Origin of the sequence: Microbacterium stercoris (genome assembly GCF_017592545.1) — a bacterium.
Classification (GTDB): Bacteria; Actinomycetota; Actinomycetes; order Actinomycetales; family Microbacteriaceae; genus Microbacterium; species Microbacterium stercoris.
Window position 1 is genome coordinate 85,716 of record NZ_JAGFOA010000001.1, and the last position, 21,262, is coordinate 106,977.

The window sequence follows — 21,262 nt, forward strand, 5'->3', positions numbered from 1 at the left end:
CGCGCTGCGGCAGTGGCCGCGATCGCCTGCCGGGTGGTCTGACCACACAAGGGGGAGGGTGTGAACAACGGGTCCGACCGAGCATGATGGGTCGGATGGACGATGTTCAGCTGCGGGCCTTCCTCGAGGCGGCGCCCGACGCGATGCTGCTGGTCGACGATGCCGGCGTCATCCGAGAGGTCAACCCCGCAGTCTCCGTCGTCTTCGGCCACCACCCGTCGTCTCTGATCGGACAGCCGGTGTCGATGCTGTCGCCGCCGCGCCTGCGGGAGAGACTCGCGGCGCTCGCCGGGGGGAACCACTCGCGGCGCATCGACGCCCGAGACGTGATGGCGCTGCACGAGGACGGCCGCGAGATCCCCGTGGACATCAGTCTCACGCCGGTCCCGGGGCCCGGCAGGGGCCAGGTCTGGCAGCTCGCCGCCGTGCGTGATGTCAGTGAGCGCGTCCGGCTTCGCGATCAGGCCGAGGCAGCGGCGGCACAGCTGCGCGGATTCCTCGACTCGGCGCCGGATGCCATGGTCGTGGTCGATTCGCGCGGGATCGTCCAGTACATCAATCCCCAGGTCACCGAGATGCTCGGGTACACCCCGGAGGAGGTGCTCGGGCGCAGCGTCGACCTGTTCGTGCCGGATCGGGTGCGCGAGCACCATGGGGAACTGCGACGTCGGTATGCCGAGCATCCGGTGCGGCGAACGATGGGATCGCGCGACCTCACCGCGCGACGCAAGGACGGCAGCGAACTCGCCGTCGGCATCAGTCTCGGCCCGATCGGCCAGCCGGATGGCAGCTGGACGCTGGCGGCGATCCGGGACGTGACCGAGACCCGCGCTGTGGAGCAGGAGCTCGAGCAGGCCCGGGAACAGTACCGCCGGCTCGCCGAGCACGATGCGCTGACCGGGCTCGCCAATCGCAGACGGCTGGAGCGGGAGCTGAACCACCACGTGGAGCTCTGCCGAGCGCAAGGACCTCGCGGCGCCCTTCTCTCGCTCGACATCGACAGGTTCAAGTCGGTCAACGACAGGCTCGGTCATCCTGTCGGAGATGAGCTGATCGTCCGCGTCGGCCGGCACCTGCGCCGAGCCGTGCGAGCCGGGGACATGGTCGCTCGCCAGGGCGGAGACGAGTTCTCCGTGCTCCTGCACGACGGCGGATTGGAGGATGCGCGCCGGGTCGGGGTGCGCATCGTCGAGGAGGTCAGGGAAGCGGGCGCATTCCTCACAGCGCACGGGATCCACGTGTCCGGATCCGTCGGCGTGATCGCGTTCGAGCAGCTCTCGGGGCCGGCGCTCTCGTCCGAGACCGCGATGATCCGTGCGGATGAGGCGCTCTATGCCGCGAAGAAGACGGGGCGCGACGGCGTGGTGGTGTTCGACGACCGCCGGCTCACGCCGCCGTCCGACGCGAACTAGCCCCGGATCGTCTCGATCGGCTCGGAGATGTCGGCGACGGTCGCGCCGTAGGCGTCGATCAGGGCGTCGGCATCGACGGACAGGCTGTAGCCGTGCGCGCCCGCGCCCATCGAGACGCGACGCCCCACGATGCGCTCGTCGGCGAAGACCGGCCAGTCGTGCGTGCTTCCCAGCGGGGTGATCGTGCCGCGCTCGTAGCCGGTGGCTGCGAGGGCGAGCTCGGGCTCTGGCAGGCGCAGTCGGTTGGCACCCAGCAGCGCCCGCAGCTTGGGCCAGGAGATCGAGCGGTCGCCCGGGATCAGCGCGAAGAGGTAGTTGTCATCGCCGCGGCCCTTGACCACGAGCGACTTGACGATGTCGGCCGGCGTGATGCCGCGCAGCTCCGCCGCCTCCTCCAGGGAAGACGCGCGCGGCGACTCGATGACCTCGATCTCGAGGCCGCGAGCCGCCGCGGCTTCCCGTACCCGGGAGGTGGCTTCAGAGGTGCCCACTACTGGGCGTCGGGCGAGGCCAGCGGGTCGTCAGCGACCCACAGCTCGTCGTCGGCTCGCAGCGTCTGCCAAGCGGCGTAGAGCACGGCGGCCGCAGCGGCGACGCCGAGCACGAGCGCGATCACGGGGCCCGCGCCGCGCTTCTTCTTCGGCGGTGCGACCGGAGCCACGTGGCCGGTGAACTTCTGGCGGGCGTCGTTGGCCGCATCCAGCGCCGAGAGCGCCTTGCCGACGACACCGCCCACGACCGGAACGACCCTGTGGTCGAGGAAGTGCTTCGAGGCCTTGCGGCTCTCGTCCACGTACGGCGCGACGCGGTCGACGACCGGAGCGACGTACTCGTGGTACTTCTCGTCGACGACCGGGGCGATGTGCTCGCGGTTGTAGTGACCGAGCTGACGACCGGCCTCGCGGGCCACGTCGGACGCGCCGGCCAGGACGACCTGCTGCGCTTCCCACAGCTGGGCGGCCGACTGCTGCAGCCGCTGGAGTTCCTTCTTGCGCTTCTTGCTGAGGCTCATATCGGTGCCCTCCCTGTCGCTGGGATGTGGTGGTTCCCTCATCCTGCCAGATCACCCGTTCAGCGGCAGGGGGATTCCAGGGGCCTTGACAGGTGTCCGGAAGCGGTGCAGTGTCGGCGGCCTCTGCGAGGATGGACCCATGCCTCAGCACACTGCCGTTGCCACGCTGCACACCAACCACGGCGACATCGTCGTCAACCTCTTCGGCGACCAGGCCCCGAAGACGGTCAACAACTTCATCGGCCTGTCCGACGGATCCGGTCAGTGGACCGATCCGCGCACCGGCAAGCCGGGCGAGGGCGCGCTCTACAGCGACGTCATCTTCCACCGCATCATCCCGGGCTTCATGATCCAGGGCGGCGACCCGCTCGGTCAGGGCGTCGGCGGCCCCGGCTACACCTTCGACGACGAGATCAGCCCCGAGCTGAACTTCAACGAGCCCTACAAGCTCGCCATGGCGAACGCCGGCAAGCGCCCCAACGCCATCACCGGCAAGCTCTCGGGAACCAACGGCTCGCAGTTCTTCATCACGACCGATCCGACGCCGTGGCTGCAGGGCAAGCACACGATCTTCGGCGAGGTCGCCGACCAGGCCTCCAAGGCCGTCGTCGACTCGATCGCCGCAGTCGAGACGGGCGCCCAGGATCGACCGCGCGAGGACGTCGTCCTGCACTCGGTCGAGATCGCCTCGGTCTGAGCTGACGCAGGCCCCGCCGCCATCGTGACCACCTCAGACGTCTCCCGCGATCCCGCGAACTACTGCTATCGGCATCCCGATCGGATGAGCTTCGCGCTGTGCCAGCGCTGCCAGCGCACCATCTGCCCGGAATGCCAGACGCAGGCGGCGGTGGGAGTGATCTGCCCCGAGTGCATGCGCGAGCAGCGCAACGGGCGCAGCACCGCGCAGAAGCGCGCGGAGCGTCGATGGGGTCGCGGTGGCGGCGTCGCCGTCCGGGCGGGTGCCGCACCCGTCACCAACTGGATCGTCGGCATCACCGCCGGCTTCTTCCTTCTCGATCTGCTGCTCGGCCTGTTCGGCGTGAGCGTCGCCCAGTGGCTGGCGTTCGCCGCACCGACGCTGTATCCGCAGTACTTCGGCGTCTTCGAGCCGTGGCGCCTGCTCACCTACATGCTCGTGCACGGCAGCTTCATCCACGTCGGACTGAACCTGCTCTCGGTCTGGATGATCGGCCGCGTGCTCGAGCCCATGCTCGGGCGCTGGCGCTTCATCGCGCTCTACCTCGTCGCAGGGCTCGGTGGTGCCGTCGCCGTCGCGTTCCTCGCCTTCGGCAGCACGGTCGTCGGCGCGTCGGGTGCGCTGTTCGGCATGCTCGGCGCGCTGCTCGTCATCGGCCGCACGCTCGGCGGCGACGTGCGGGGCATCCTGATCATTCTCGGCATCAACCTGGTGGTCGGGTTCCTCCTGCGTGCGATCTCCTGGGAGGCCCACATCGGCGGCCTCATCGCGGGACTTCTCGTCGGGTGGGTCTTCTCCACCACCCGGCGTGCGGACCAGTCGCGCAGACAGCTCATCCTGCTCGGCGTGATCGTCGTCGCCCTGCTGGCGCTCCTCGCGGTGCCGCCGCTCATCTGGCTGCGCTGACATCGGAGTTATCCACAGAGTTATCCCCGGCTGGGGATGGAATCACACCGTTGTGATTTCGCCGCCCTCCACCGGTGGAAAAACCTGGTGATAAGTAGAAAAGCGCCCCTCGACCGAGTCGAGGGGCGCTTCGTTTTCCAGAGGCTGTGGATTACCGCCAGCGAGTGGTCATGAGGAAGCCGATGAACGCGATGCCGAAGCCGATCACGAGGTTCCAGGCGTCGATGCCCGGGATGGGGAACTGCATGCCCGACAGGTAGAACACCAGGATCCACACCAGGCCGATGAGCATAAAACCGACCATCACCGGCTTGAACCACACCGGGTTCGGGGCGGCGTCGACCGCGGGACGCTCGACGGCGTCGTCGTCATTCGGGCGCGCGGGCTTCTTGGTTCCTGCCATGGGGCATATCCTACCGGCCGCGTAAACTGGATCCGTGACCACTGTGGGGGAGCTCAGGGGCGCGCGTCGCCGGCCCCGGCCCCGAAGTCGTGCCACTTTCGCGAGCGTGCTGGGCGAGATCCTGCTCACCTTCGGCGTGGTCATCCTGCTCTACGTGGTCTGGCAGATCTGGATCGGCGATCTGATCTACGGGCAGACGTCCCGGGCGGAGGCGCAGGAACTGTCGGCGCAGTGGGCGCAGAGCGCCCCGGTCGCACCGGCGCCCGAGCCGATCGCCGACCCCGAGACCCAGGCGGTCACGTACGAGCCCGCCGCGGTGCCGCGTGATGAGGACGGCGTGCCGTGGGCGATCATGCGGGTGCCGCGCTGGGGATCCGACTACGAGATCAAGATCGCCGGCGGGGTGAGCAAGCCCCGTACCCTCGATCGCACCTGGATCGGCCACTACCTCGACACCCAGATGCCGGGTGAGGTGGGCAACTTCGGTCTCGCCGCGCACCGCACCACCTTCGGCGCACCCTTCGCGCGCCTCCCGGAGCTGCGCGTGGGCGATCCGCTCGTGATCGAGACCGAAGCCGGGTGGTACGTCTACCGCTTCCGCAACCTCGAGTACGTGCGGCCCGACGCCTACGACGTGCTCGCCGACGTGCCGCAGGCCCCGGAGGTCGCTCCGGGCGAGCGCTACATCACCCTGACGAGCTGCTCGCCGAAGTTCTCCATGACCGAGCGCATCGTCGGCTATGGCGTCTTCGATTCGTTCCTGCCGCGCGCCACCGGGGAGACCCCCGCGGCGCTGACCGAAGGGCTCATCTGATGTACGCCGCCCTCTGGCGCATCCTGCCCGGCCCCTGGTTCGTGAAGCTGCTGATCGTGCTCGCGCTGGTGGCGGCCGCGCTCTACGGACTGTTTATGTACGTGTACCCGTGGATCGCCACGACCTTCGTGCCCGACGGCGGCACGATCCAGTAGACGAGCCGGCCGAGCGGTTCACTCACCGGTGCAGTAGGTGAGGGTGATCGTCGAGTGCACGGGCACATCGCCCACGGCCGACTGCTTGTGCACCAGGGGGCTTGAGCCTTCGGCCTGGCATCCGGCATCCTCTGCGGGGGTGACGACGAGGCCCTGAGCCTCGAGCTCGCTCTGAGCGAGGGCCAGCGTGCCGCCGGTGTAATCGACGATCGTCACGCGACCGGAGGCGACCACGAGGTTCACGGTCGAACCCGAGGGCACCTCGTCGCCCTCCACGACATCGCGGCCGTTGACCTGGGCCGAGATCACGGTGCCCGCGGCGAGCTCCGGGTCGTTGCGCGGCGTCACCGTGCCCACGAGCAGCTCGGCGCCGTCGATGGCGGCGCGCGCGTCGGCCTCGCTGGCCGACACGAGCTTCGGGACGACCGACACCTTCGGGCCCTCCGACACGACGACGGTGACCTCGGTTCCCGGTTCGACCTTCTCGCCCGCGGCCGGATCCGTCCGGATCACCACGCCCTCGACGACGGTGTCACTCGGCTCGGTCGTCGGAGACGACACGAGGTCCTCGTCCGTGAGCTCCGCGGATGCGTGCTCCAGATCCATCCCCGCCACGGTGGGCACGATCCTGGCGCTTGCGGGCACGGGATTGAGCGGATCCGTCTGCACCACCCAGAACAGCAGGGAGGCGACCAGCACGGTGATGAGGGCGACACCCGCCCAGATCCACGCCACCGGCGGGCCGGACTGCGTGCGTGTCATGGTGTTGTCGGTAGAAAGCTGGCGAAGCGAGCGGGCCGTCTCGGCCGCGCGGCGCGGGTCTTCGCCGTAGAGCTGGGTCGTGAGGGAGCCTACAGCCCGCTTCGACGGGGCCTTGCCGTCGGATGCGGCGTCGAGCGCTTCGCGGAACGAGGCCGCATCCGGGAAGCGCTGTGACGGTTCCTTCGCGAGCGCGCGCAGCACGACCGGATCGAACGCGCGGGGCGACGTCTCGTTGACGAGCGACGGCGTCACCGGGGTCTCGCTGACGTGCTGGTACGCGACCGCGACGGGGGAGTCGCCGCGGAAGGGCGGGCGTCCGGTGAGCAGCTCGTAGAGCACGATGCCGGTCGAGTACAGGTCGGCGCGACCGTCGACGGGTTCGCCCTTGGCCTGCTCGGGCGCGAAGTAGGCGGCCGTGCCGAGGATGGCCGTGGTCTCGGCCACCGTCGAGGAGGTGTCGGACACCGCGCGTGCGATGCCGAAGTCCATGACCTTCACCTGGCCGGCGTCGGTGACCATGACGTTGCCGGGCTTGATGTCGCGGTGCACGACCCCCGCTCGGTGCGAGTACTCGAGCGCTTCCAGGATGCCGTCGACATAGCGCGACGCGTCGGCGGCGGGCACGGGACCCAGGGCGATGAGGTCCTTGAGCAGCACGCCGTGGACGAGCTCCATCACGATGAACGGGATCGGGCGATCGGCGTTCACATCGGCCGCCACGTCCTCGCCGGCATCGAACACGCGCACGATCGCCTGGTTCGCCATGCGCGAGGCCGCCTGGGCTTCGAGCCGGAATCGCGTGCGGAACGCACTGTCGCCGGCGAGGTCGCGCTTGAGGATCTTGATCGCGACGTCGCGGCCGAGGGTCAGGTCATACCCGCGATAGACCGTCGCCATGCCGCCGCGCCCGATGAGCGCGCCGATGCGATAGCGCGCGCCGAGCACGCGCCCGTCGAGGGCGTGTGTCTCATCTGCGGTGCGTTCTTCCACGGCCTGCTTCTGATCGGTCATCTCGTCCCCCCGGACCCGACGTCTGCGGTCGCGAACTGCTCGGCGGCTGCCGGTCAGTTCGCGGTGGTTCCCTCCGCAGCGGGCTCCTCGGTCGGATCCGGCGTGGGAGTGGTCGGCGGCTCGACGGGCGGGGTCACCAGCGCGACCGAGCCCGTGGGCGACGGCTCCGATGCGCGCGGCGCCACGTCACCGAGCGTGCAGCGCACCTGGTAGTACGCGGAGACCTCTGAGCCGGAGTTGGACGCCTGCACGGCGGCCGACGTGGTCGCACCGTCGAAGTCGGCGGTCTGCGCGCCGTTCTGCTGGAACACCGCGTTCTGCAGGGTCACCGTGTAGCCGGCGCGGTCCGGCGCGGACGCCGGGCAGTTGACGGGCGACCAGCTGACGCTGAAGACGCTGCTCGGCGCGGTCTGGCTGATCGGCGCGCCGTTCAGCGAGAACGTCGGGGCGTTCACGGGCGGGGCGATCGAGGCGATCGGTCCGTAGGTGCTCGCGGTGATCGGCATGCTCTCGTCGACGAATCCGCCCGGGGTCACCTCGTAGATGAGGCCCTCCTGCGAGAGGTCGGAGGCCTGCATGCTGCCGACGCCGCAGTTCCAGGTGAACTGGCCGTGCTCGGCGAGCTTGGCGCTCGCCGCGTCGCACGTCAGACCCTCGAGACCGAGCGCGTCGATGTCGACACGCGCCACGGTGGGCGTGGGCGTCGGCGAAGGCGTCGGCTTCGGTGTGGGATTGGCAGCGGTCGTGGTGGGCGTCGGCTTCGGATCGCCGCCGAACAGCTGGTCGCCGAACAGGCCGAAGATGGCACCGCCCAGCACCACGAGCAGCAGCACGATGAGCGCGATGAGCGGCCAGGTCCACGGGCTGCGCTTCTTCTTGGGCCCCGGCTCGGCCGGCACCTCCTCCTCGTCGCCGATCGGCACGGGAGTCGTGTTCGGCAGGATGCGCGTGGCGCTGTCGTCGCCGGGGCGCAGCAGCTGCGTGAAGGTGTCGTCGGCGCCCTTGGCGGCCAGAGCCGTGCCGGCGGCGATCGCGGGCACCGCGGCCGCGGCAGCGGCGACGTCTCCGCGGCGCAGCGCATTGGCCGCTCGCGCGACGACCGCGGCGGAGGCCGGGCGATCCTCGGTCTTCTTGGCGATCATCGCGAGCACGAGATTGCGCACCGGCTCGGGGATGTCGTCCTGCAGCGGCGGGGGCTGCTCGTTGATCTGCGCCATCGCGATCGCGACCTGCGACTCGCCCGTGAAGGGCCGGCGGCCGGCCAGCGACTCGTAGGCCACGATGCCGAGGGAGTAGATGTCGGTCGCGGGCGACGCGGGGTGGCCGGACGCCTGCTCGGGCGACAGGTACTGCACCGTGCCCATGACCTGACCCGTGGCGGTCAGCGGCACCTGGTCGGCGATGCGGGCGATGCCGAAATCGGTGATCTTCACGCGCCCGTCGGGCGTGATCAGCAGGTTTCCGGGCTTGATGTCGCGATGCACGAGGCCTGCCGCGTGTGCGGCCTGCAGGGCCGAGGCGGTCTGCGCGACCACGTCGAGCGCGCGCTCGGGCTGCAGACGGTTCTCGCGCTCGAGCACCGTGGAGAGAGCCTCGCCGGGCACGAGCTCCATCACGAGGAAGGCGGATCCGTTCTCCTCGCCGTAGTCGAAGACGCTCGCGATGCCCTCGTGGTTGACGAGCGCGGCGTGGCGGGCCTCGGCGCGGAAGCGCTCGAGGAAGCCCGGGTCGCCCATGTACTCGTCTTTGAGGATCTTGATCGCGACGGAACGCCCGATGACGTGGTCGGTGGCCTCCCAGACCTCGCCCATGCCGCCGATCGCGATCCGCGAATTCAGCTCGTATCGTCCGCCGAAGGACACGCCCTGTGTCGGCCTCATCTGCTCAGCACCGCCTCCATGACCTTCTTCGCGATCGGAGCCGCGATCGTGTTGCCGCTGCCCGATGTCCCCTGACCGCCGCCGTCTTCGACGAGCACCGCCACCGCGATCTCGGGGTCGTCGGCCGGCGCGAAGCCCGTGAACCACAGCGTGTACGGGTTGTCCCCGCCCATCTCCGCGGTGCCCGTTTTTCCAGCCACGTCGACGCCTTCCATTCTTGCACCCGTGGCCGCACCATCCTGGACACTCGAGACCATCGCCTCGGTGACCTGCTCGGCCGTCTCCGAGCTCATCGTCTCCCCGAACACCGAGGGCTCGAAGGTCTGCTGGGTGGACAGATCGGCACCGACGACCTCATCGACCGCGTAGGGGTTCATGAGGGTGCCTCCGTTGGCGATCGCGGCCGAGATCAGCGCCACCTGAAGCGGCGTCGCGGTGACCTGGCCCTGACCGAAGCCGCTGAGGCCGGTCTGCGCGTCGTCGGTGATTCCCGCGGGGTAGCCGGACACGGCGGCGGCGAGAGGCGCGACGGCGAGCTCCTGGTTGAACCCGAGCTTCTCGGCCATCTCGCGGATCGCCTCGTCGCCCAGCTTGATGGCGAGCTCGGCCATGGGCACGTTGCAGCTCAGGCGGATCGCCGTGGCGATGGTGGTCGTCGCGCCCGGGCCGCAGGTGGTGCCGCTCGAGTTGGCCACCTTGTGGTTCGACTGCGGCAGCGTGAACGTCGCCGGGTTGGGGAGCTGGCTCGTCATCGTGTAGTCGCCCGACTCGAGAGCTGCGGCCGCGACGACGAGCTTGAACGTCGATCCGGGAGGATTGACGTCTCCCGCCAGCGCGCGGTTGAGCAGGGGGCGCCCCGGATCGTCCTCGAGCGCCGCGTAGGTGGCGTTGGTGCCGTCGGGGTCGTGGGTGGCGAGGGTGTTCGCGTCGAAGCCGGGCGTCGACACGAGAGCCAGGATCCGGCCCGTCTTCGGCTCGATCGCGACCACGGCGCCGGTGAAGCCGGCCTGGGTGAGCCCGTCGTACGCGGCCTTCTGCGCGGCGGGGTCGAGGGTCAGCAGCACCGACGATCCGCGCGGCGGCTGGCCGGTCACGATCTGGTCGATGCGCTGGAAGAACGCCGATCCGGCGGTGCCCGACAGCTCCTGGCTCATGGCCTGCTCGATGCCGGTCTGCGAGCCGAGCGACGGGTTGAGGAAGCCCGTGACGTGCGACCACATGGGCGAGTCGAGGTACTGCCGCTGCCAGACGTAGAGGTCGCTCGACGGCACGGAGGTCGCGATCTCCGATCCGCCCGCGACGATCGCGCCGCGTTGCGTCTCGAAGCCGTCGAGGGTGGTGCGACGGTTGTTCGGATCGTCGGCCAGTTCGTCGGCCTGCAGCACCTGGATGGTGCTCGTCGAGGCGAACAGGCCGAGGAACATCACCAGCACGATGATGGAGAGGCGCCGGAGCTCCTTGGTCATGCGCTCTCACCCCCTCGGGACACCCGGGGCATCTCTTCTCGCTTCGTGTGCTCGATGATCGCGGGCGTCATCCGATCACCGCCCTCGGCTGCTGGCGCACGGCGTCGCTGATGCGCAGGATGATGCCCACGATGATCCAGTTCGCAAGCAGCGAGGATCCGCCGGCCGCCAGGAACGGGGTGGTCAGACCCGTGAGGGGGATGAGACGCGTGACGCCGCCGACCATGATGAACACCTGCAGCGCGAGCGTGAACGACAGCGCGGTCGCGAGCAGCTTGCCGAAGTCGTCCTGGCCGGCGACGCCGATGCGGAGGCCGCGGGCGACGAAGACGAGGTAGAGGCAGAGGATCGCGAACAGGCCCGCGAGCCCCAGCTCCTCGCCGAGGCTCGGGATGATGTAGTCGCTCTGCGACACGGGCGTGAGGTACGGGCGGCCGAGGCCCAGGCCCGTGCCGATGAGTCCGCCGTGCGCGAGCCCGAAGATGCCGTTCACCAGCTGGTAGCTGCCGCCCTGGGCGGCGATGAGCTCGGGGTCGAACGCGTTCAGCCAGGCGCTGAAGCGGCCGTGTACGTACTCGAGCACAAACGAGGCCGCGATCGCGCCGCCCACGGCGAGCAGCACGCCGATGAGCACCCATCCAGTCTTGCCCGTGGCGACGTAGAGCGTCGCGACGAACATGCCGAAGATCAGCAGACCGGTGCCGAGGTCGCGCTGCACCACGATGATCGCCATCGAGATCAGCCAGATCACGAGCAGCGGTCCGAACTCGCGTGCCCTCGGGAAGGTGAATCCGAGGATGCGGCGTCCCGTCGAGGCGAGGCTCTCGCGGGTGCGCACGAGGTAGCCGGCGAAGAAGATCGCAAGGCAGATCTTCGCGATCTCGCCGGGCTGGAAGTAGTACGGGCCGATGTGGATCCACACGAGGGCGTTGCCGCCGCCCCGGATGCCGGGGATGAACGGGAGGATCAGCAGCACCACACCCAGCAGGCCGAAGATGTAGGTGTACCGGAACAGCACGCGGTAGTTGCTCAGCACCCAGACGAGCGCGCCGCACAGCACCACGCCGATTCCGGCGTAGATGAGCTGGCGTCCCGCGGCGCCCGCGTCGGTGCCGGCGGCGCCGGAGATGCCGAGGCGGTAGATCATCGCGAAGCCGAGGCCCGTCAGCAGCGTGGCGATCGGCACGACGAACGGATCCGCCTGCGGTGCCTTCAGGCGCAGCACGATGTGCAGGATCAGCACGAGCGCGCCGAGCACACCCTGCGAGATCAGCACGCCCGATTCGATCGAGCCGAGCTCGCCGAGCTGTGAGAGCGCCGTGGCGACGATCGTGAGGGCGATCGCGAACAGCGTCAGACCCAGTTCGCGGTTGCGCTGGGGCTGCGGCTGCCGCACCTTGCGCAGCGCCTTGAGGACGGCGGTGTCGGCCGCGGGGGCGGTCATCCGGCTGCTCCCGTCGGGGTCGGGGTGGGCGTCGGGGTCGGGGCGGGCGTCGGCGTCGGGGTCGGGGTCGGCTCGACGGGATCCGGCAGGACGGATCCGCGCAGGCGCTGCACGATGGCCTCCGCGTCCGCGAGCGAGCGGGCGCTGATCGTCAGCTCCACGCGGTTGCGCTGATACGGCGACAGGTCGGCCAGGAGGATGTCGGTGTCCTCGTGCGGCGAGGACAGCGAGATCGGCCCGAGCGATTGCTGGATGCCGCGGTAGATGACGACGGAGTCATCGTCGGCGCCGACGAAGTAGCGCGTCTGCGTCCAGTTGAAGAAGAGGCAGAACCCGGCCACGACCACCGCAGCGAGCAGCACGATGAGGGCGATCCCGCCGATGCGCCGGCGACGCGCGCGGCGGCGATCCTCCTCGATCAGCTCCTCGAGGTACTCGGGCTCCGGCTCGAAGTGCGTGGGCTCGTTGGCGGCCTGGCGGTTCGGGTGCAGCCAGCTCGTGGGCAGCAGCGTGCTGCGCGTGGCCGCCGGCACCTTGATGCCCTGCGGGTTCGAGGCGGCGCCGACGATCGTCGCGGTGCCGCTCACGAGCGGATGCTGGCCGCCGACGTCCACCAGCACGATGGTGACGTTGTCGGGGGCTCCGCCGTCGAGCGCGTACTTGAGCAGCATGTCGGCCGTGCGGCCCGGGGGGAGCCCGAGCTTCAGCACCTTCTGCAGGTGGGTCTCGTCGACCACACCGCTCAGGCCGTCCGAGCACAGCAGCCAGCGGTCGCCCGGACGCGTCGGCATGATGAACGTGTCGACTTCCGGATCCGGATCCATGTCGCCGAGCACACGCATGAGCACCGAGCGACGCGGATGGAAGCGCGCCTCCTCGGGCGTGATGCGGCCCGAGTCGACGAGGCGCTGCACGAAGGTGTGGTCGGTGGTGATCTGGGTGAGCGCGTTGTCGCGCCACAGGTAGATGCGCGAGTCGCCGATGTGGGCGATGACGGCGAACTCGTCGACCATCGCGATGGCGCTGACCGTGGTGCCGAGACCGGCGAGCTCGGGGCGGCGCGAGGCGATCTGGATGAGGTCGCCCGCCGTGCCCGCGATCGTCTCGCGCAGGGTGACCTCGGCCTCCTCGGGGGATGCCCACGTGTGGTCGAGCTCCTGCAGGGTGGTCACCGCGACGCTGGAGGCGACGTCGCCTCCCGCGTGGCCGCCCATGCCGTCGGCGACGACGAACAGATTCGAGCCCGAGTAGCCCGAATCCTGATTGTTCGATCGCACCTTTCCCGTATGGGAGAGGGCGGCGCTCGATCCGATGAACATCCGGCGGGCGCTTACTTCCGCAGCTCGAAGGTCGTGGCGCCGACCTTGATCGGCGTCGAGGTCTGCACCGCGACCGGCGAGTTGGGCTGCACGCGCTCACCCGCGTGGAACGTGCCGTTGGTCGACTCGAGATCCTGCAGCATCCACTGCTCGCCCCACAGCACAAGACGCGCGTGCTGGCTCGAGGTGTAGTCGTCGCGGATGACGAGGCCCGTCTCGCTCGAGCGTCCGATCGTGAGCGAATCGGTGCCGAGCGGCAGCTCGAGACCCGCCTTCGGGCCCGAGGTGATGACGATGCGCGAGGCGGTCTTGGTGGTCGCCGGAACGCGCGGCGCGGCATCGGGGGCGGCGCGGGGGATCGACGGCGGCGTGGTCGGGGCGGACGCTCTGGGCGCGCCCTTCGCCGGCGCGGCGGCGGCCGCGCTCGGAAGCTTGCGCACGCGCACGCCGAACACGTCGGAGCGCAGCGCGAACACCACGGCGAACACAAACAGCCACAGCAGCACCAGGAAGCCGATCTGCAGGATCAGCAGGGTCAGCGAACTCACGTCGGTCACCTCCAGTCCCCGTTCTGCGGCAGGATCCGGGTCGACGATGTGCGGTCGACACCGGTCGGACGCCGCGTCTGGGGGGACGCGAGCGGCACCACGTGGAAGACGATGTCCGTGCGGCCGATGGTGATCGTCTGGCCGTCGCTCAGGCCCGACTGCTTCACCGGGCGGCCGTCGAGCTTCGAGCCGTTGGTCGATCCGAGGTCGCGCACCATGGCGCGCTCGCCGTCCCACAGGATCTCGACGTGCGCGCGGCTCGTTCCGGCGTCGTCGACCGTGATGTCGGCGTCACTGCCGCGGCCGAGCACGGTGCGCGCCTTGACGAGCGGATAGCGGCGGCCCGCGACGTCGATGACTGCTCGCCACTCGACCTCGCCGCCCTCGGCTGCCTGCGAGTCGACCTGCACCGTGCCGGTGGTGATCTCCTCGCTCGCACGGATCTGCAGGCGCAGCGGACCGGCGAGGCTGTAGCCCTGCGACGACGCGTGGCCGCGCAGCATCGTGTCGAGCTCGGTGATCAGCGCGCTGCCGAGGGCGCGCATGCGCTGCTCGTCGGCGGGGCTGAGCAGCACCGTCAGATCATTGGGGGCGAGGATGCGGTCGCGCGAGACGACGGCGGCCTTCGTGTCGAGCTCGCGCTTCAGGGCGGAGGCGATCTCCACGGGCTGAATGCCGCTGCGGAAGGTCTTCGCGAACGCCTTGTTCACGGCGCGCTCGAGACCTTGCTCGAAGCTGTCCAGTAGTCCCACGGGTCTCCTCTATCCGGCCGACCGGTAGCGCCATCGTAGCCAGACACCCTGGAGAGGGTGGGTGGGGGCGGCCGGTTTCGCGCCAGGCGCGGTCGCGTGATAATCTCAGGAAGTTGAGTTCGGAGCGATCCGGTCTCATGCGCGAGTGGCGGAATAGGTAGACGCGCTGGCTTCAGGTGCCAGTGCCCGCAAGGGCGTGGGGGTTCAAGTCCCCCCTCGCGCACAGCACAGAAGAAGGCCCCGGTGAGAACCGGGGCCTTCTTCTTTTGTGTGTGCCGCCCGCTCGGCCCCGGCGCGTCGCCCGGGGCCGAGCGGGCGGATCAGGGCTGATCGGATGCCGTGCTGGCCGTCGCCGCCTCGAGCGATCGCTGGATCGGCCGATAGTGCTCGATGACCGCCTGCTTGTAGCCCTCGACATCCCCATTGAGGGCGCATCGCAGCATGTCGCCGTGCGCGGCGGCGGTGTCGGCGATGTCGTGCGGCGGCACGATGCCCAGCTGGGGCACGACCGCGGTGTGCACGTCCCAGAACGCGCCCACGAGCTGCATCGCGAGCTGATTGCCCGTGATGGCGAACAGCTTCGTGTGGAAGGCGCGGTCGGCTTCGAGGAACACCTCCCCGCGCGACGCGCGGTCGACCATCTCGTCGACGAGGGCGCCGAGCTCGTGCGCCTCGTCGCTGCCCATCGCGCGCGAGACCACGAGGTCGGCGAGAGCCAGATCGAGAGCGAGGCGCACCTCGACGACCTCGCGCAGCGCGTGCAGCGACCCCTCCGGGGAGAGCACTCCGCGGAAGACGAGGGCCTCCACCATGGGTGCCAGCGACATCTTCCCGACGTAGGTGCCGTGTCCGTGGCGCACATCGACGATGTCGAGCGTGGACAGCTGCCGGATGGCCTCGCGCACCGACGAGCGCGACACATCGAGAGTCTCGCAGAGCTCGCCCTCGGTGGGGAGGGGATCGCCGGGCTTCAGGTTTCGCGTGAGGATCAGCTGCTTGATGTCGTCGGCGGTTGTCGTGCGGCGCATTCGCGATCCGCGCTTCACCTCGTCCGGCATGACGTCTCCATCTCTAGGGTCCTCCGAAGGTTACAAGTTCATCTCGGCGTTGTGTGCCGGGGCCTCCTGTCCTAATCTTACGTACGACGTCAGATGTCTGACAACAGGTTCTCAACCCAAACAGGAGAAACCATGAATCGCTTCCCCACTCGCCGCGCGGGTCGGCGGGCGGCCTTCGTCGCCGGCACTGTCGCCGCCGCGATCGCGCTCGCCGGATGCGGCGCATCCGCGAACACCCCGTCGAACGGCTCCGCCGCCGGAGAGATCGACACCGACGCCGTCATCGAGGCCGGCATCTCCTATTCGCTGAACGGCAGCTTCGACCCGATGATCGCCTCCGGGGCGGTCACCGTCTCGGCGAACTGGCACATCTTCGAGGGGCTCGTCGATCTCGACCCGGTCACGCGCGAGCCCTATGCGGCCCTCGCCGCGGAGCTGCCCACGAAGGTCGACGAGACGACCTACGAGGTCGACCTCCGCAAGGACGCCACCTTCCAGAACGGCGATCCCGTCACCGCGGACGACGTCGTCTTCAGCTACGAGCGAGTGCTCGATCCGGCCAACAACTCGCTGTTCACCAGCTACGTCGACTTCATCGACACCGTCACGGCCGTCGACGACGACACCGTGCGCATCACCACCGACTTCCCCTTCTCCCTGATCAACGATCGCCTCGGCATCGTCAAGATCGTGCCGAAGTCGGTTGTCGAGGCCGACCCCGACGACTTCGGCGTGAACCCGATCGGATCCGGCCCGTACTCGCTGGTGTCGGCGACCCCCGAGGACAAGCTGGTCTTCGAGCGCTACGACGACTACAACGGGCCGCGCCCGGCGCAGGCCGCCGGTATGAACTGGAACCTGCTGGCCGATGCGTCCGCGCGTGTGACGGCGCTGTCGAGCGGCACCATCCAGGCGATGGAGGACGTGCCCTACATCGACGTCGACTCGCTCGCCGCGACCGCCGACGTGGAGAGCGTGCAGTCGTTCGGCCTCCTCTTTATGATGTTCAACACGAAGGCCGCGCCCTTCGACGACGTGCGCGTGCGCCAGGCGATGCACTACGCGCTCGACATGGACAAGATCATCGAGACCGGCATGCTCGGCAACGCGGAGGCGGCCACGTCCTTCCTGCCCGAGGACCACCCGAACTACCACGAGGCGTCGACGGTGTACACGTACGACCCGGAGAAGGCGGAGTCGCTCCTCGCGGACGCCGGTGTCTCGGACCTCACGATCAACCTGCTCACCACCGACACCGGCTGGGTCAAGGAGGTGGCTCCGCTCATCAAGGAGTCGCTCGATGCCGTGGGCGTCACCGTGAACCTCGAGATCCTGCAGTCGGCCGCGATGTACGAGCGCGTCGACTCGGGCGACTACACCGTCGCCGTCGCGCCGGGTGACCCCTCGGTGTTCGGCAACGACCCCGACCTGCTGATGAACTGGTGGTTCGCTCCGGGTGTGTGGACGCAGACCCGCACCCAGTGGGCCGGCACGCCCGAGTTCGACGAGCTGACGACCCTCCTCGACACGGCCGTCCAGCAGGAGGGCGACGAGCAGCAGGAGAACTGGAACGAGGCGTTCGACCTCATCGCGGAGCAGGCCACCCTGTACCCGCTGTTCCACCGTCAGCTGCCGACGGCCTGGAGCGGCCAGCAGCTCGTGGGCTTCGCGCCCGTCCCGACGACGGGACTGTCGTTCCTCGACGTCGGCGTCGCCGCTCAGTAAGCCCTGAGCACCGCGGGGGCGCGCCCCGCGCGCCCCCGCCCTGATCCTGAACATCACGGAAGGACGGCTTCGTGTCCCACACGCTCCGCCTCATCGGCGTGCGGCTCCTGCAGCTGCCGATCATGATTCTCGGCATCACGTTCCTCGTGTTCTTCGTGATGTCCTTCTCGCCGGTCGATCCGGCGCGCAACGCACTCGGTGAGACCGCGTCGGCCGAGGCCCTCGCCGACTACCGCGCAGCCAACGGCCTCGACCTCCCGCTCCTCGCGCGCTACGCGGCGTTCCTGCTCGGTCTCGTGCAGGGCGATCTCGGCACCTACTCGGCTCGCCGACTGCCGGTGATCGACGAGGTGGTGCGGGCCTTCCCGGTGACCCTCTCGCTCACCTTCCTCGGCCTGCTCATCGCCGTCGTCATCGCCTTCGTGCTCGGCATCCTCGCCGCCGTCTACCGCGACCGCTGGCCCGACCAGGCGATCCGCATCCTCGGCGTGGCCGCGCTGTCGACCCCGTCGTTCTGGCTCGCGATCCTGCTGATCCAGGCCTTCACGCTTGCCCTCGGCGTGCTGCCCGCATCGGGACCTCTGCCCCCGTTCGGGCAGAACCCCGGCGGATGGCTGGCGCGGATGACGCTGCCCGCCATCGCGCTTGCGGTGCCCGTGATCGGCCAGCTGTCGCGGGTGGTGCGCACCTCGATGGTCGAGGAGCTCGACCGCGACTACGTGCGCACCGCACTGGGCGCCGGCATCCCGCGCGTCGTCGTGGTCGGCCGCAATGTGCTGCGCAACGCGCTGATCACCCCCGTGACCGTGCTCGGCCTGCGCATCGGCTACCTGCTCGGCGGCGCCGTCGTCATCGAGATCATCTTCGCCATCCCCGGGATGGGCACGCTCATCCTCAACGGCGTGACCAACAACGAGCCCAATCTCGTCCAGGGCGTGACGCTGGCGGTGGCGCTGGCCTTCGTCATCATCAACATCATCGTCGACCTCCTGTACGTGCTCATCAATCCCCGAATCCGGGCGGTGTGACCCATGCGACGCAAACTCACTGAACGACTCTCCGTTCCCGGGCTCCGCTTCGGCGGGCTGTCCGCGGGATCCGTGATCTGCATGGCGATCCTCGCGATCATCGCCATCGCGGCCGTCGCGGCGCCGCTCGTCGCGGCCTTCGACCCGCTCGCCTCCGGCGCGCCCGTGCAGGCTCCCAGCGGCGAGCACTGGATGGGCACCGACCGGCAGGGACGCGACATCTTCTCCCGGCTCGTCTACGGCGCGCGCTACTCCCTCGTGATCGGCATCGGCGCAACGCTCGTGGCTCTCGTGGCGGCCTGCGTGCTCGGCACGATCGCCGCCACGGCGCCCAAGTGGATCTCCGAGGTGCTGATGCGCGTGATGGACATCGTCATGTCGTTCCCGGGCATCGCGCTCGCCGCGGTCTTCGTGGCCGTCTTCGGCAAGTCGCTGCCCGTGCTCGTGCTGACCATCGCCTTCCTGTACGTGCCGCAGCTCACCCGGATCGTGCGGGCGAACATCCTGGACCAGTACGGCGAGGACTACGTCTCCGCGGTGCGCGTGATGGGGGCGCCGACACCTCGGATCATCGTCAAGCACGTGGCGCGAAACGCGATGGCGCCCGTGCTCGTGTTCGCGACGATCCTCGTGGCCGACGCGATCGTGTTCGAGGCGTCGCTGTCGTTCCTGCAGGCGGGCGTGCCCGATCCGGAGCCCAGCTGGGGCAACGTCATCGCGGCCGGCCGCAACCTGCTGATGTCGGGTGCCTGGTGGGCGACCTTCTTCCCCGGACTGCTCATCATGATCACGGTGCTGTGCCTCAACATCCTCTCGGAGGGGCTCACCGACGCCATGGTGTCGCCGCGTGCGCGCAAGCTCACCGCCGACGCCGCCAACTCCGAGGAGGCGCTGTCCGACCTCGAGCAGGCGGGGGTCGACGACACCCACACCCTCGTGACGATCGACACCGCGGTCAACCTCTCGGTGCCGAGCGGTGTGCCGGATGCGCTGCCCAGGGCGACGGCGGTCGTGCCGCTCGACGAGCGGCTGGCGCAGCTGCGCCGCACCGAGCTCGCCCGGACCGACCGTCTCGTCTACGCCTCGGACGCGCCGCCGCTGCTGGAGGTCGAGGATCTGCGCATCTCGTTCCCGCGGCACGGAGACGTCGACGTGGTCGACGGCGTGAGCTTCACCGTCCGCCCCGGGGAGACGATGTCGCTCGTGGGCGAGTCCGGCTGCGGCAAGTCGATCACCTCGCTGGCGATCATGGGCCTCCTCGACCCCAAGGCGGATGTGCGGGGGCGCATCACGTTCGACGGCCGCGACCTGCTGTCGATGTCGCCGAAGGAGCGCAACGCGCTGCGCGGCCACGAGATCGCGATGATCTACCAGGACGCGCTCAGCTCGCTGAACCCGGCCATGCTCATCCGCTCGCAGATGAAGCAGCTCACCTCCCGCGGCGGCACCCGCACCGCGGAGGAGCTGCTGGAGCTCGTTGGTCTCGATCCGCAGCGCACGCTGTCGTCGTACCCCCACGAGCTGTCGGGCGGCCAGCGCCAGCGCGTGCTGATCGCCATGGCCCTCACGCGCAACCCCCGACTCGTCATCGCGGATGAGCCGACGACCGCACTGGATGTCACGGTGCAGAAGCAGGTCGTCGAGCTGCTGATGCGGCTGCAGCGCGAACTCGGCTTCGCCATGGTGTTCGTCTCCCACGATCTCGCGCTCGTGGCGGAGCTCACGCATCGCATCACGGTGATGTACGCCGGCCAGGTCGTGGAGCAGGGCACAACGCGCGAGATCCTCACGCAGCCCGTGCACGAGTACACGCGTGGCCTGCTCGGGGCGGTGCTGTCCATCGAGGCCGGCAGCGACCGGCTGCATCAGGTCGCCGGTGTTGTGCCGTCGCCGCGTGACTTCCCGAGCGGCGACCGGTTCGCCCCGCGCTCGTCGGATCCGGCGCGATACCGCGGCGTGGCGCCCGTGCGTCGCACGATCCCCGGCACCGAGCACAGCTACTCCGCGCATCCCGAGGATGCGCCCGTCGAAGCGATTGGAGCGGGACGATGAGCGAGACGATCATCGAACTCGACGACGTGCGCGTGCGATACCGCGCGCGGAACTCGACGATCTTCGCGCCGAAGCACGTCGATGCGCTGGACGGCGTCTCGTTCACGGTGAAGCGCGGGCAGACGCTCGGCATCGTGGGCGAGTCCGGATCGGGCAAGTCGACCTCGGCCAAGGTGCTCATCGGACTCGAGAAGCCCACCAGCGGCCGCGTCGTCTTCGCGGGAGAGAGCGTTCGCTCGTTCACCCCGGCCGTGCGCAGGCGACTGGGCCGGATCCTGTCGGTCGTGTTCCAGGACCCGGCGACGGCGCTGAACGCCCGGATGACCGTGCGCGACACGCTGATCGACCCCATGCAGGTGCACCGCCTCGGCTCGCCCGCGTCGCGCGACCGCAAGGTGCGCGACCTGATCGGGCTGGTCGGGCTGCCCGCTTCCGCGCTCGACGCGCTGCCCGGTCAGCTCTCGGGCGGCCAGCGGCAGCGAGTCGCGATCGCACGGGCCCTCGTGCTCGACCCGCAGGTGATCATCGCCGATGAGCCCACCAGCGCCCTCGACGTCTCGGTGCGCGCGCAGATCCTGAATCTGCTGACCGATCTGAAGACGCAGCTCGGCCTCGGCATGGTGTTCATCTCGCATGACATCCAGACGGTCCGCTACCTCTCCGACGAGATCGTCGTGATGAACCGCGGCCGTGTCGTGGAGGCGGGTGCCGCCGACGCCGTCTTCGACTCACCCACCGACCCCTACACGCGTTCGCTCCTCGGAGCGGCACCCTCCCTGCTCGATCCCCGCACCACCCTCTGAATCGAAAGCGCCATC

Annotated in this window: 20 protein-coding genes and 1 tRNA gene; 10 read left to right on the forward strand and 11 right to left on the reverse strand. The window is 69.4% G+C overall.

The genetic code is table 11. The features are described from left to right. Positions 1–95: 95 nt before the first annotated feature. Entirely contained in the window at positions 96–1,412 is a 1,317-nt protein-coding gene (locus J5V96_RS00415) for a PAS domain S-box protein (RefSeq protein WP_208499309.1), read from the forward strand. Here J5V96_RS00415 and J5V96_RS00420 read toward each other — a convergent pair. Both J5V96_RS00420 and J5V96_RS00425 read right to left on the reverse strand, forming a co-directional pair. Beyond that, positions 1,409–1,903: an aminoacyl-tRNA deacylase gene (locus J5V96_RS00420; RefSeq protein WP_208499310.1), complete on the reverse strand. Its 495-nt coding sequence runs from the start codon at positions 1,901–1,903 to the stop codon at positions 1,409–1,411. The genes J5V96_RS00415 and J5V96_RS00420 overlap by 4 nt on opposite strands. Next, on the reverse strand, positions 1,903–2,424 hold the full coding sequence (locus J5V96_RS00425; RefSeq protein WP_208499312.1) for a DNA helicase: 522 nt from the start codon (positions 2,422–2,424) through the stop codon (positions 1,903–1,905). Before J5V96_RS00425 ends, J5V96_RS00420 begins: the two co-directional genes overlap by 1 nt. Before the next feature lie 139 nt (positions 2,425–2,563). Here J5V96_RS00425 and J5V96_RS00430 point away from each other — a divergent pair, with 139 nt between their 5' ends. After that, positions 2,564–3,121, forward strand: coding sequence for a peptidylprolyl isomerase (locus J5V96_RS00430; protein ID WP_208499314.1), 558 nt, complete (start codon positions 2,564–2,566; stop codon positions 3,119–3,121). A gap of 24 nt (positions 3,122–3,145) precedes the next feature. Beyond that, positions 3,146–4,027, forward strand: a complete 882-nt coding sequence (locus tag J5V96_RS00435) for a rhomboid family intramembrane serine protease (protein WP_208499316.1) — start codon at positions 3,146–3,148, stop codon at positions 4,025–4,027. A gap of 151 nt (positions 4,028–4,178) precedes the next feature. Here the strand turns inward: J5V96_RS00435 and J5V96_RS00440 are convergent, their stop codons facing one another. Continuing rightward, a complete protein-coding gene (locus J5V96_RS00440; RefSeq protein ID WP_208499318.1) occupies positions 4,179–4,430 on the reverse strand; it encodes a cell division protein CrgA in 252 nt (83 codons plus the stop codon). A 34-nt stretch (positions 4,431–4,464) separates the two neighbouring features. Between J5V96_RS00440 and J5V96_RS00445 the strand changes: the two genes are divergently transcribed. Both J5V96_RS00445 and J5V96_RS00450 read left to right on the forward strand, forming a co-directional pair. Further along, on the forward strand, positions 4,465–5,244 hold the full coding sequence (locus J5V96_RS00445) for a class E sortase (RefSeq protein ID WP_208499321.1): 780 nt from the start codon (positions 4,465–4,467) through the stop codon (positions 5,242–5,244). Beyond that, complete coding sequence (locus J5V96_RS00450; protein WP_208499323.1) at positions 5,244–5,399, forward strand: hypothetical protein; 156 nt, start codon at positions 5,244–5,246, stop codon at positions 5,397–5,399. Before J5V96_RS00445 ends, J5V96_RS00450 begins: the two co-directional genes overlap by 1 nt. Positions 5,400–5,417: 18 nt before the next feature. Here the strand turns inward: J5V96_RS00450 and pknB are convergent, their stop codons facing one another. From pknB to J5V96_RS00485, 7 genes are all read right to left on the reverse strand, one after another. Then, a complete protein-coding gene (gene pknB / locus J5V96_RS00455; RefSeq protein ID WP_208499325.1) occupies positions 5,418–7,172 on the reverse strand; it encodes a Stk1 family PASTA domain-containing Ser/Thr kinase in 1,755 nt (584 codons plus the stop codon). A 53-nt stretch (positions 7,173–7,225) separates the two neighbouring features. Further along, positions 7,226–9,052 carry a serine/threonine-protein kinase gene (locus tag J5V96_RS00460; protein WP_208499327.1) on the reverse strand — a complete coding sequence of 609 codons (1,827 nt, stop codon included), beginning with the start codon at positions 9,050–9,052 and terminating at the stop codon, positions 7,226–7,228. Continuing rightward, on the reverse strand, positions 9,049–10,518 hold the full coding sequence (locus J5V96_RS00465) for a peptidoglycan D,D-transpeptidase FtsI family protein (RefSeq protein ID WP_208499329.1): 1,470 nt from the start codon (positions 10,516–10,518) through the stop codon (positions 9,049–9,051). Before J5V96_RS00465 ends, J5V96_RS00460 begins: the two co-directional genes overlap by 4 nt. A gap of 67 nt (positions 10,519–10,585) precedes the next feature. Beyond that, a complete protein-coding gene (locus J5V96_RS00470) occupies positions 10,586–11,962 on the reverse strand; it encodes an FtsW/RodA/SpoVE family cell cycle protein (RefSeq protein WP_208499331.1) in 1,377 nt (458 codons plus the stop codon). Next, positions 11,959–13,281, reverse strand: a complete 1,323-nt coding sequence (locus J5V96_RS00475) for a PP2C family protein-serine/threonine phosphatase (protein ID WP_208499333.1) — start codon at positions 13,279–13,281, stop codon at positions 11,959–11,961. The genes J5V96_RS00470 and J5V96_RS00475 overlap by 4 nt, the downstream gene beginning before the upstream one ends. Positions 13,282–13,292: 11 nt before the next feature. Continuing rightward, a complete protein-coding gene (locus J5V96_RS00480; RefSeq protein ID WP_208499335.1) occupies positions 13,293–13,829 on the reverse strand; it encodes an FHA domain-containing protein FhaB/FipA in 537 nt (178 codons plus the stop codon). A gap of 5 nt (positions 13,830–13,834) precedes the next feature. Further along, entirely contained in the window at positions 13,835–14,581 is a 747-nt protein-coding gene (locus J5V96_RS00485; RefSeq protein ID WP_208499337.1) for an FHA domain-containing protein, read from the reverse strand. 139 nt (positions 14,582–14,720) lie between these two features. On the opposite strand from J5V96_RS00485, the gene J5V96_RS00490 reads away from it, so the two are divergent. Next, positions 14,721–14,804: transfer RNA gene (locus J5V96_RS00490), tRNA-Leu, on the forward strand. Positions 14,805–14,901: 97 nt separating this feature from the next. Here J5V96_RS00490 and J5V96_RS00495 read toward each other — a convergent pair. Continuing rightward, positions 14,902–15,609, reverse strand: a complete 708-nt coding sequence (locus J5V96_RS00495) for a FadR/GntR family transcriptional regulator (protein WP_208499339.1) — start codon at positions 15,607–15,609, stop codon at positions 14,902–14,904. Between the two features lie 162 nt (positions 15,610–15,771). On the opposite strand from J5V96_RS00495, the gene J5V96_RS00500 reads away from it, so the two are divergent. From J5V96_RS00500 to J5V96_RS00515, 4 genes are all read left to right on the forward strand, one after another. Continuing rightward, on the forward strand, positions 15,772–17,364 hold the full coding sequence (locus J5V96_RS00500) for an ABC transporter substrate-binding protein (RefSeq protein WP_208499341.1): 1,593 nt from the start codon (positions 15,772–15,774) through the stop codon (positions 17,362–17,364). Between the two features lie 71 nt (positions 17,365–17,435). Next, on the forward strand, positions 17,436–18,392 hold the full coding sequence (locus tag J5V96_RS00505) for an ABC transporter permease (protein WP_307793068.1): 957 nt from the start codon (positions 17,436–17,438) through the stop codon (positions 18,390–18,392). A 3-nt stretch (positions 18,393–18,395) separates the two neighbouring features. Further along, the gene (locus J5V96_RS00510) at positions 18,396–20,444 is read left to right on the forward strand and encodes a dipeptide/oligopeptide/nickel ABC transporter permease/ATP-binding protein (protein ID WP_208499343.1); all 2,049 of its coding nucleotides are present in this window, start codon (positions 18,396–18,398) and stop codon (positions 20,442–20,444) included. Next, the gene (locus tag J5V96_RS00515; protein ID WP_208499345.1) at positions 20,441–21,247 is read left to right on the forward strand and encodes an ABC transporter ATP-binding protein; all 807 of its coding nucleotides are present in this window, start codon (positions 20,441–20,443) and stop codon (positions 21,245–21,247) included. The genes J5V96_RS00510 and J5V96_RS00515 overlap by 4 nt, the downstream gene beginning before the upstream one ends. Positions 21,248–21,262: the final 15 nt, after the last annotated feature.

Excerpts from the sequence above, each read along its gene's own strand:
- J5V96_RS00495 (WP_208499339.1), bottom strand. The coding sequence starts at position 15,609 with ATGCGCCGCACGACAACCGCCGACGACATCAAGCAGCTGATCCTCACG.
- J5V96_RS00475 (WP_208499333.1), bottom strand. The coding sequence starts at position 13,281 with ATGTTCATCGGATCGAGCGCCGCCCTCTCCCATACGGGAAAGGTGCGA.
- pknB (WP_208499325.1), bottom strand. The coding sequence starts at position 7,172 with ATGACCGATCAGAAGCAGGCCGTGGAAGAACGCACCGCAGATGAGACA.
- J5V96_RS00515 (WP_208499345.1), top strand. The coding sequence starts at position 20,441 with ATGAGCGAGACGATCATCGAACTCGACGACGTGCGCGTGCGATACCGC.
- J5V96_RS00430 (WP_208499314.1), top strand. The coding sequence starts at position 2,564 with ATGCCTCAGCACACTGCCGTTGCCACGCTGCACACCAACCACGGCGAC.
- J5V96_RS00440 (WP_208499318.1), bottom strand. The coding sequence starts at position 4,430 with ATGGCAGGAACCAAGAAGCCCGCGCGCCCGAATGACGACGACGCCGTC.
- J5V96_RS00500 (WP_208499341.1), top strand. The coding sequence starts at position 15,772 with ATGAATCGCTTCCCCACTCGCCGCGCGGGTCGGCGGGCGGCCTTCGTC.
- J5V96_RS00460 (WP_208499327.1), bottom strand. The coding sequence starts at position 9,052 with ATGAGGCCGACACAGGGCGTGTCCTTCGGCGGACGATACGAGCTGAAT.
- J5V96_RS00470 (WP_208499331.1), bottom strand. The coding sequence starts at position 11,962 with ATGACCGCCCCCGCGGCCGACACCGCCGTCCTCAAGGCGCTGCGCAAG.
- J5V96_RS00450 (WP_208499323.1), top strand. The coding sequence starts at position 5,244 with ATGTACGCCGCCCTCTGGCGCATCCTGCCCGGCCCCTGGTTCGTGAAG.
- J5V96_RS00510 (WP_208499343.1), top strand. The coding sequence starts at position 18,396 with ATGCGACGCAAACTCACTGAACGACTCTCCGTTCCCGGGCTCCGCTTC.
- J5V96_RS00425 (WP_208499312.1), bottom strand. The coding sequence starts at position 2,424 with ATGAGCCTCAGCAAGAAGCGCAAGAAGGAACTCCAGCGGCTGCAGCAG.
- J5V96_RS00415 (WP_208499309.1), top strand. The coding sequence starts at position 96 with ATGGACGATGTTCAGCTGCGGGCCTTCCTCGAGGCGGCGCCCGACGCG.
- J5V96_RS00465 (WP_208499329.1), bottom strand. The coding sequence starts at position 10,518 with ATGACCAAGGAGCTCCGGCGCCTCTCCATCATCGTGCTGGTGATGTTC.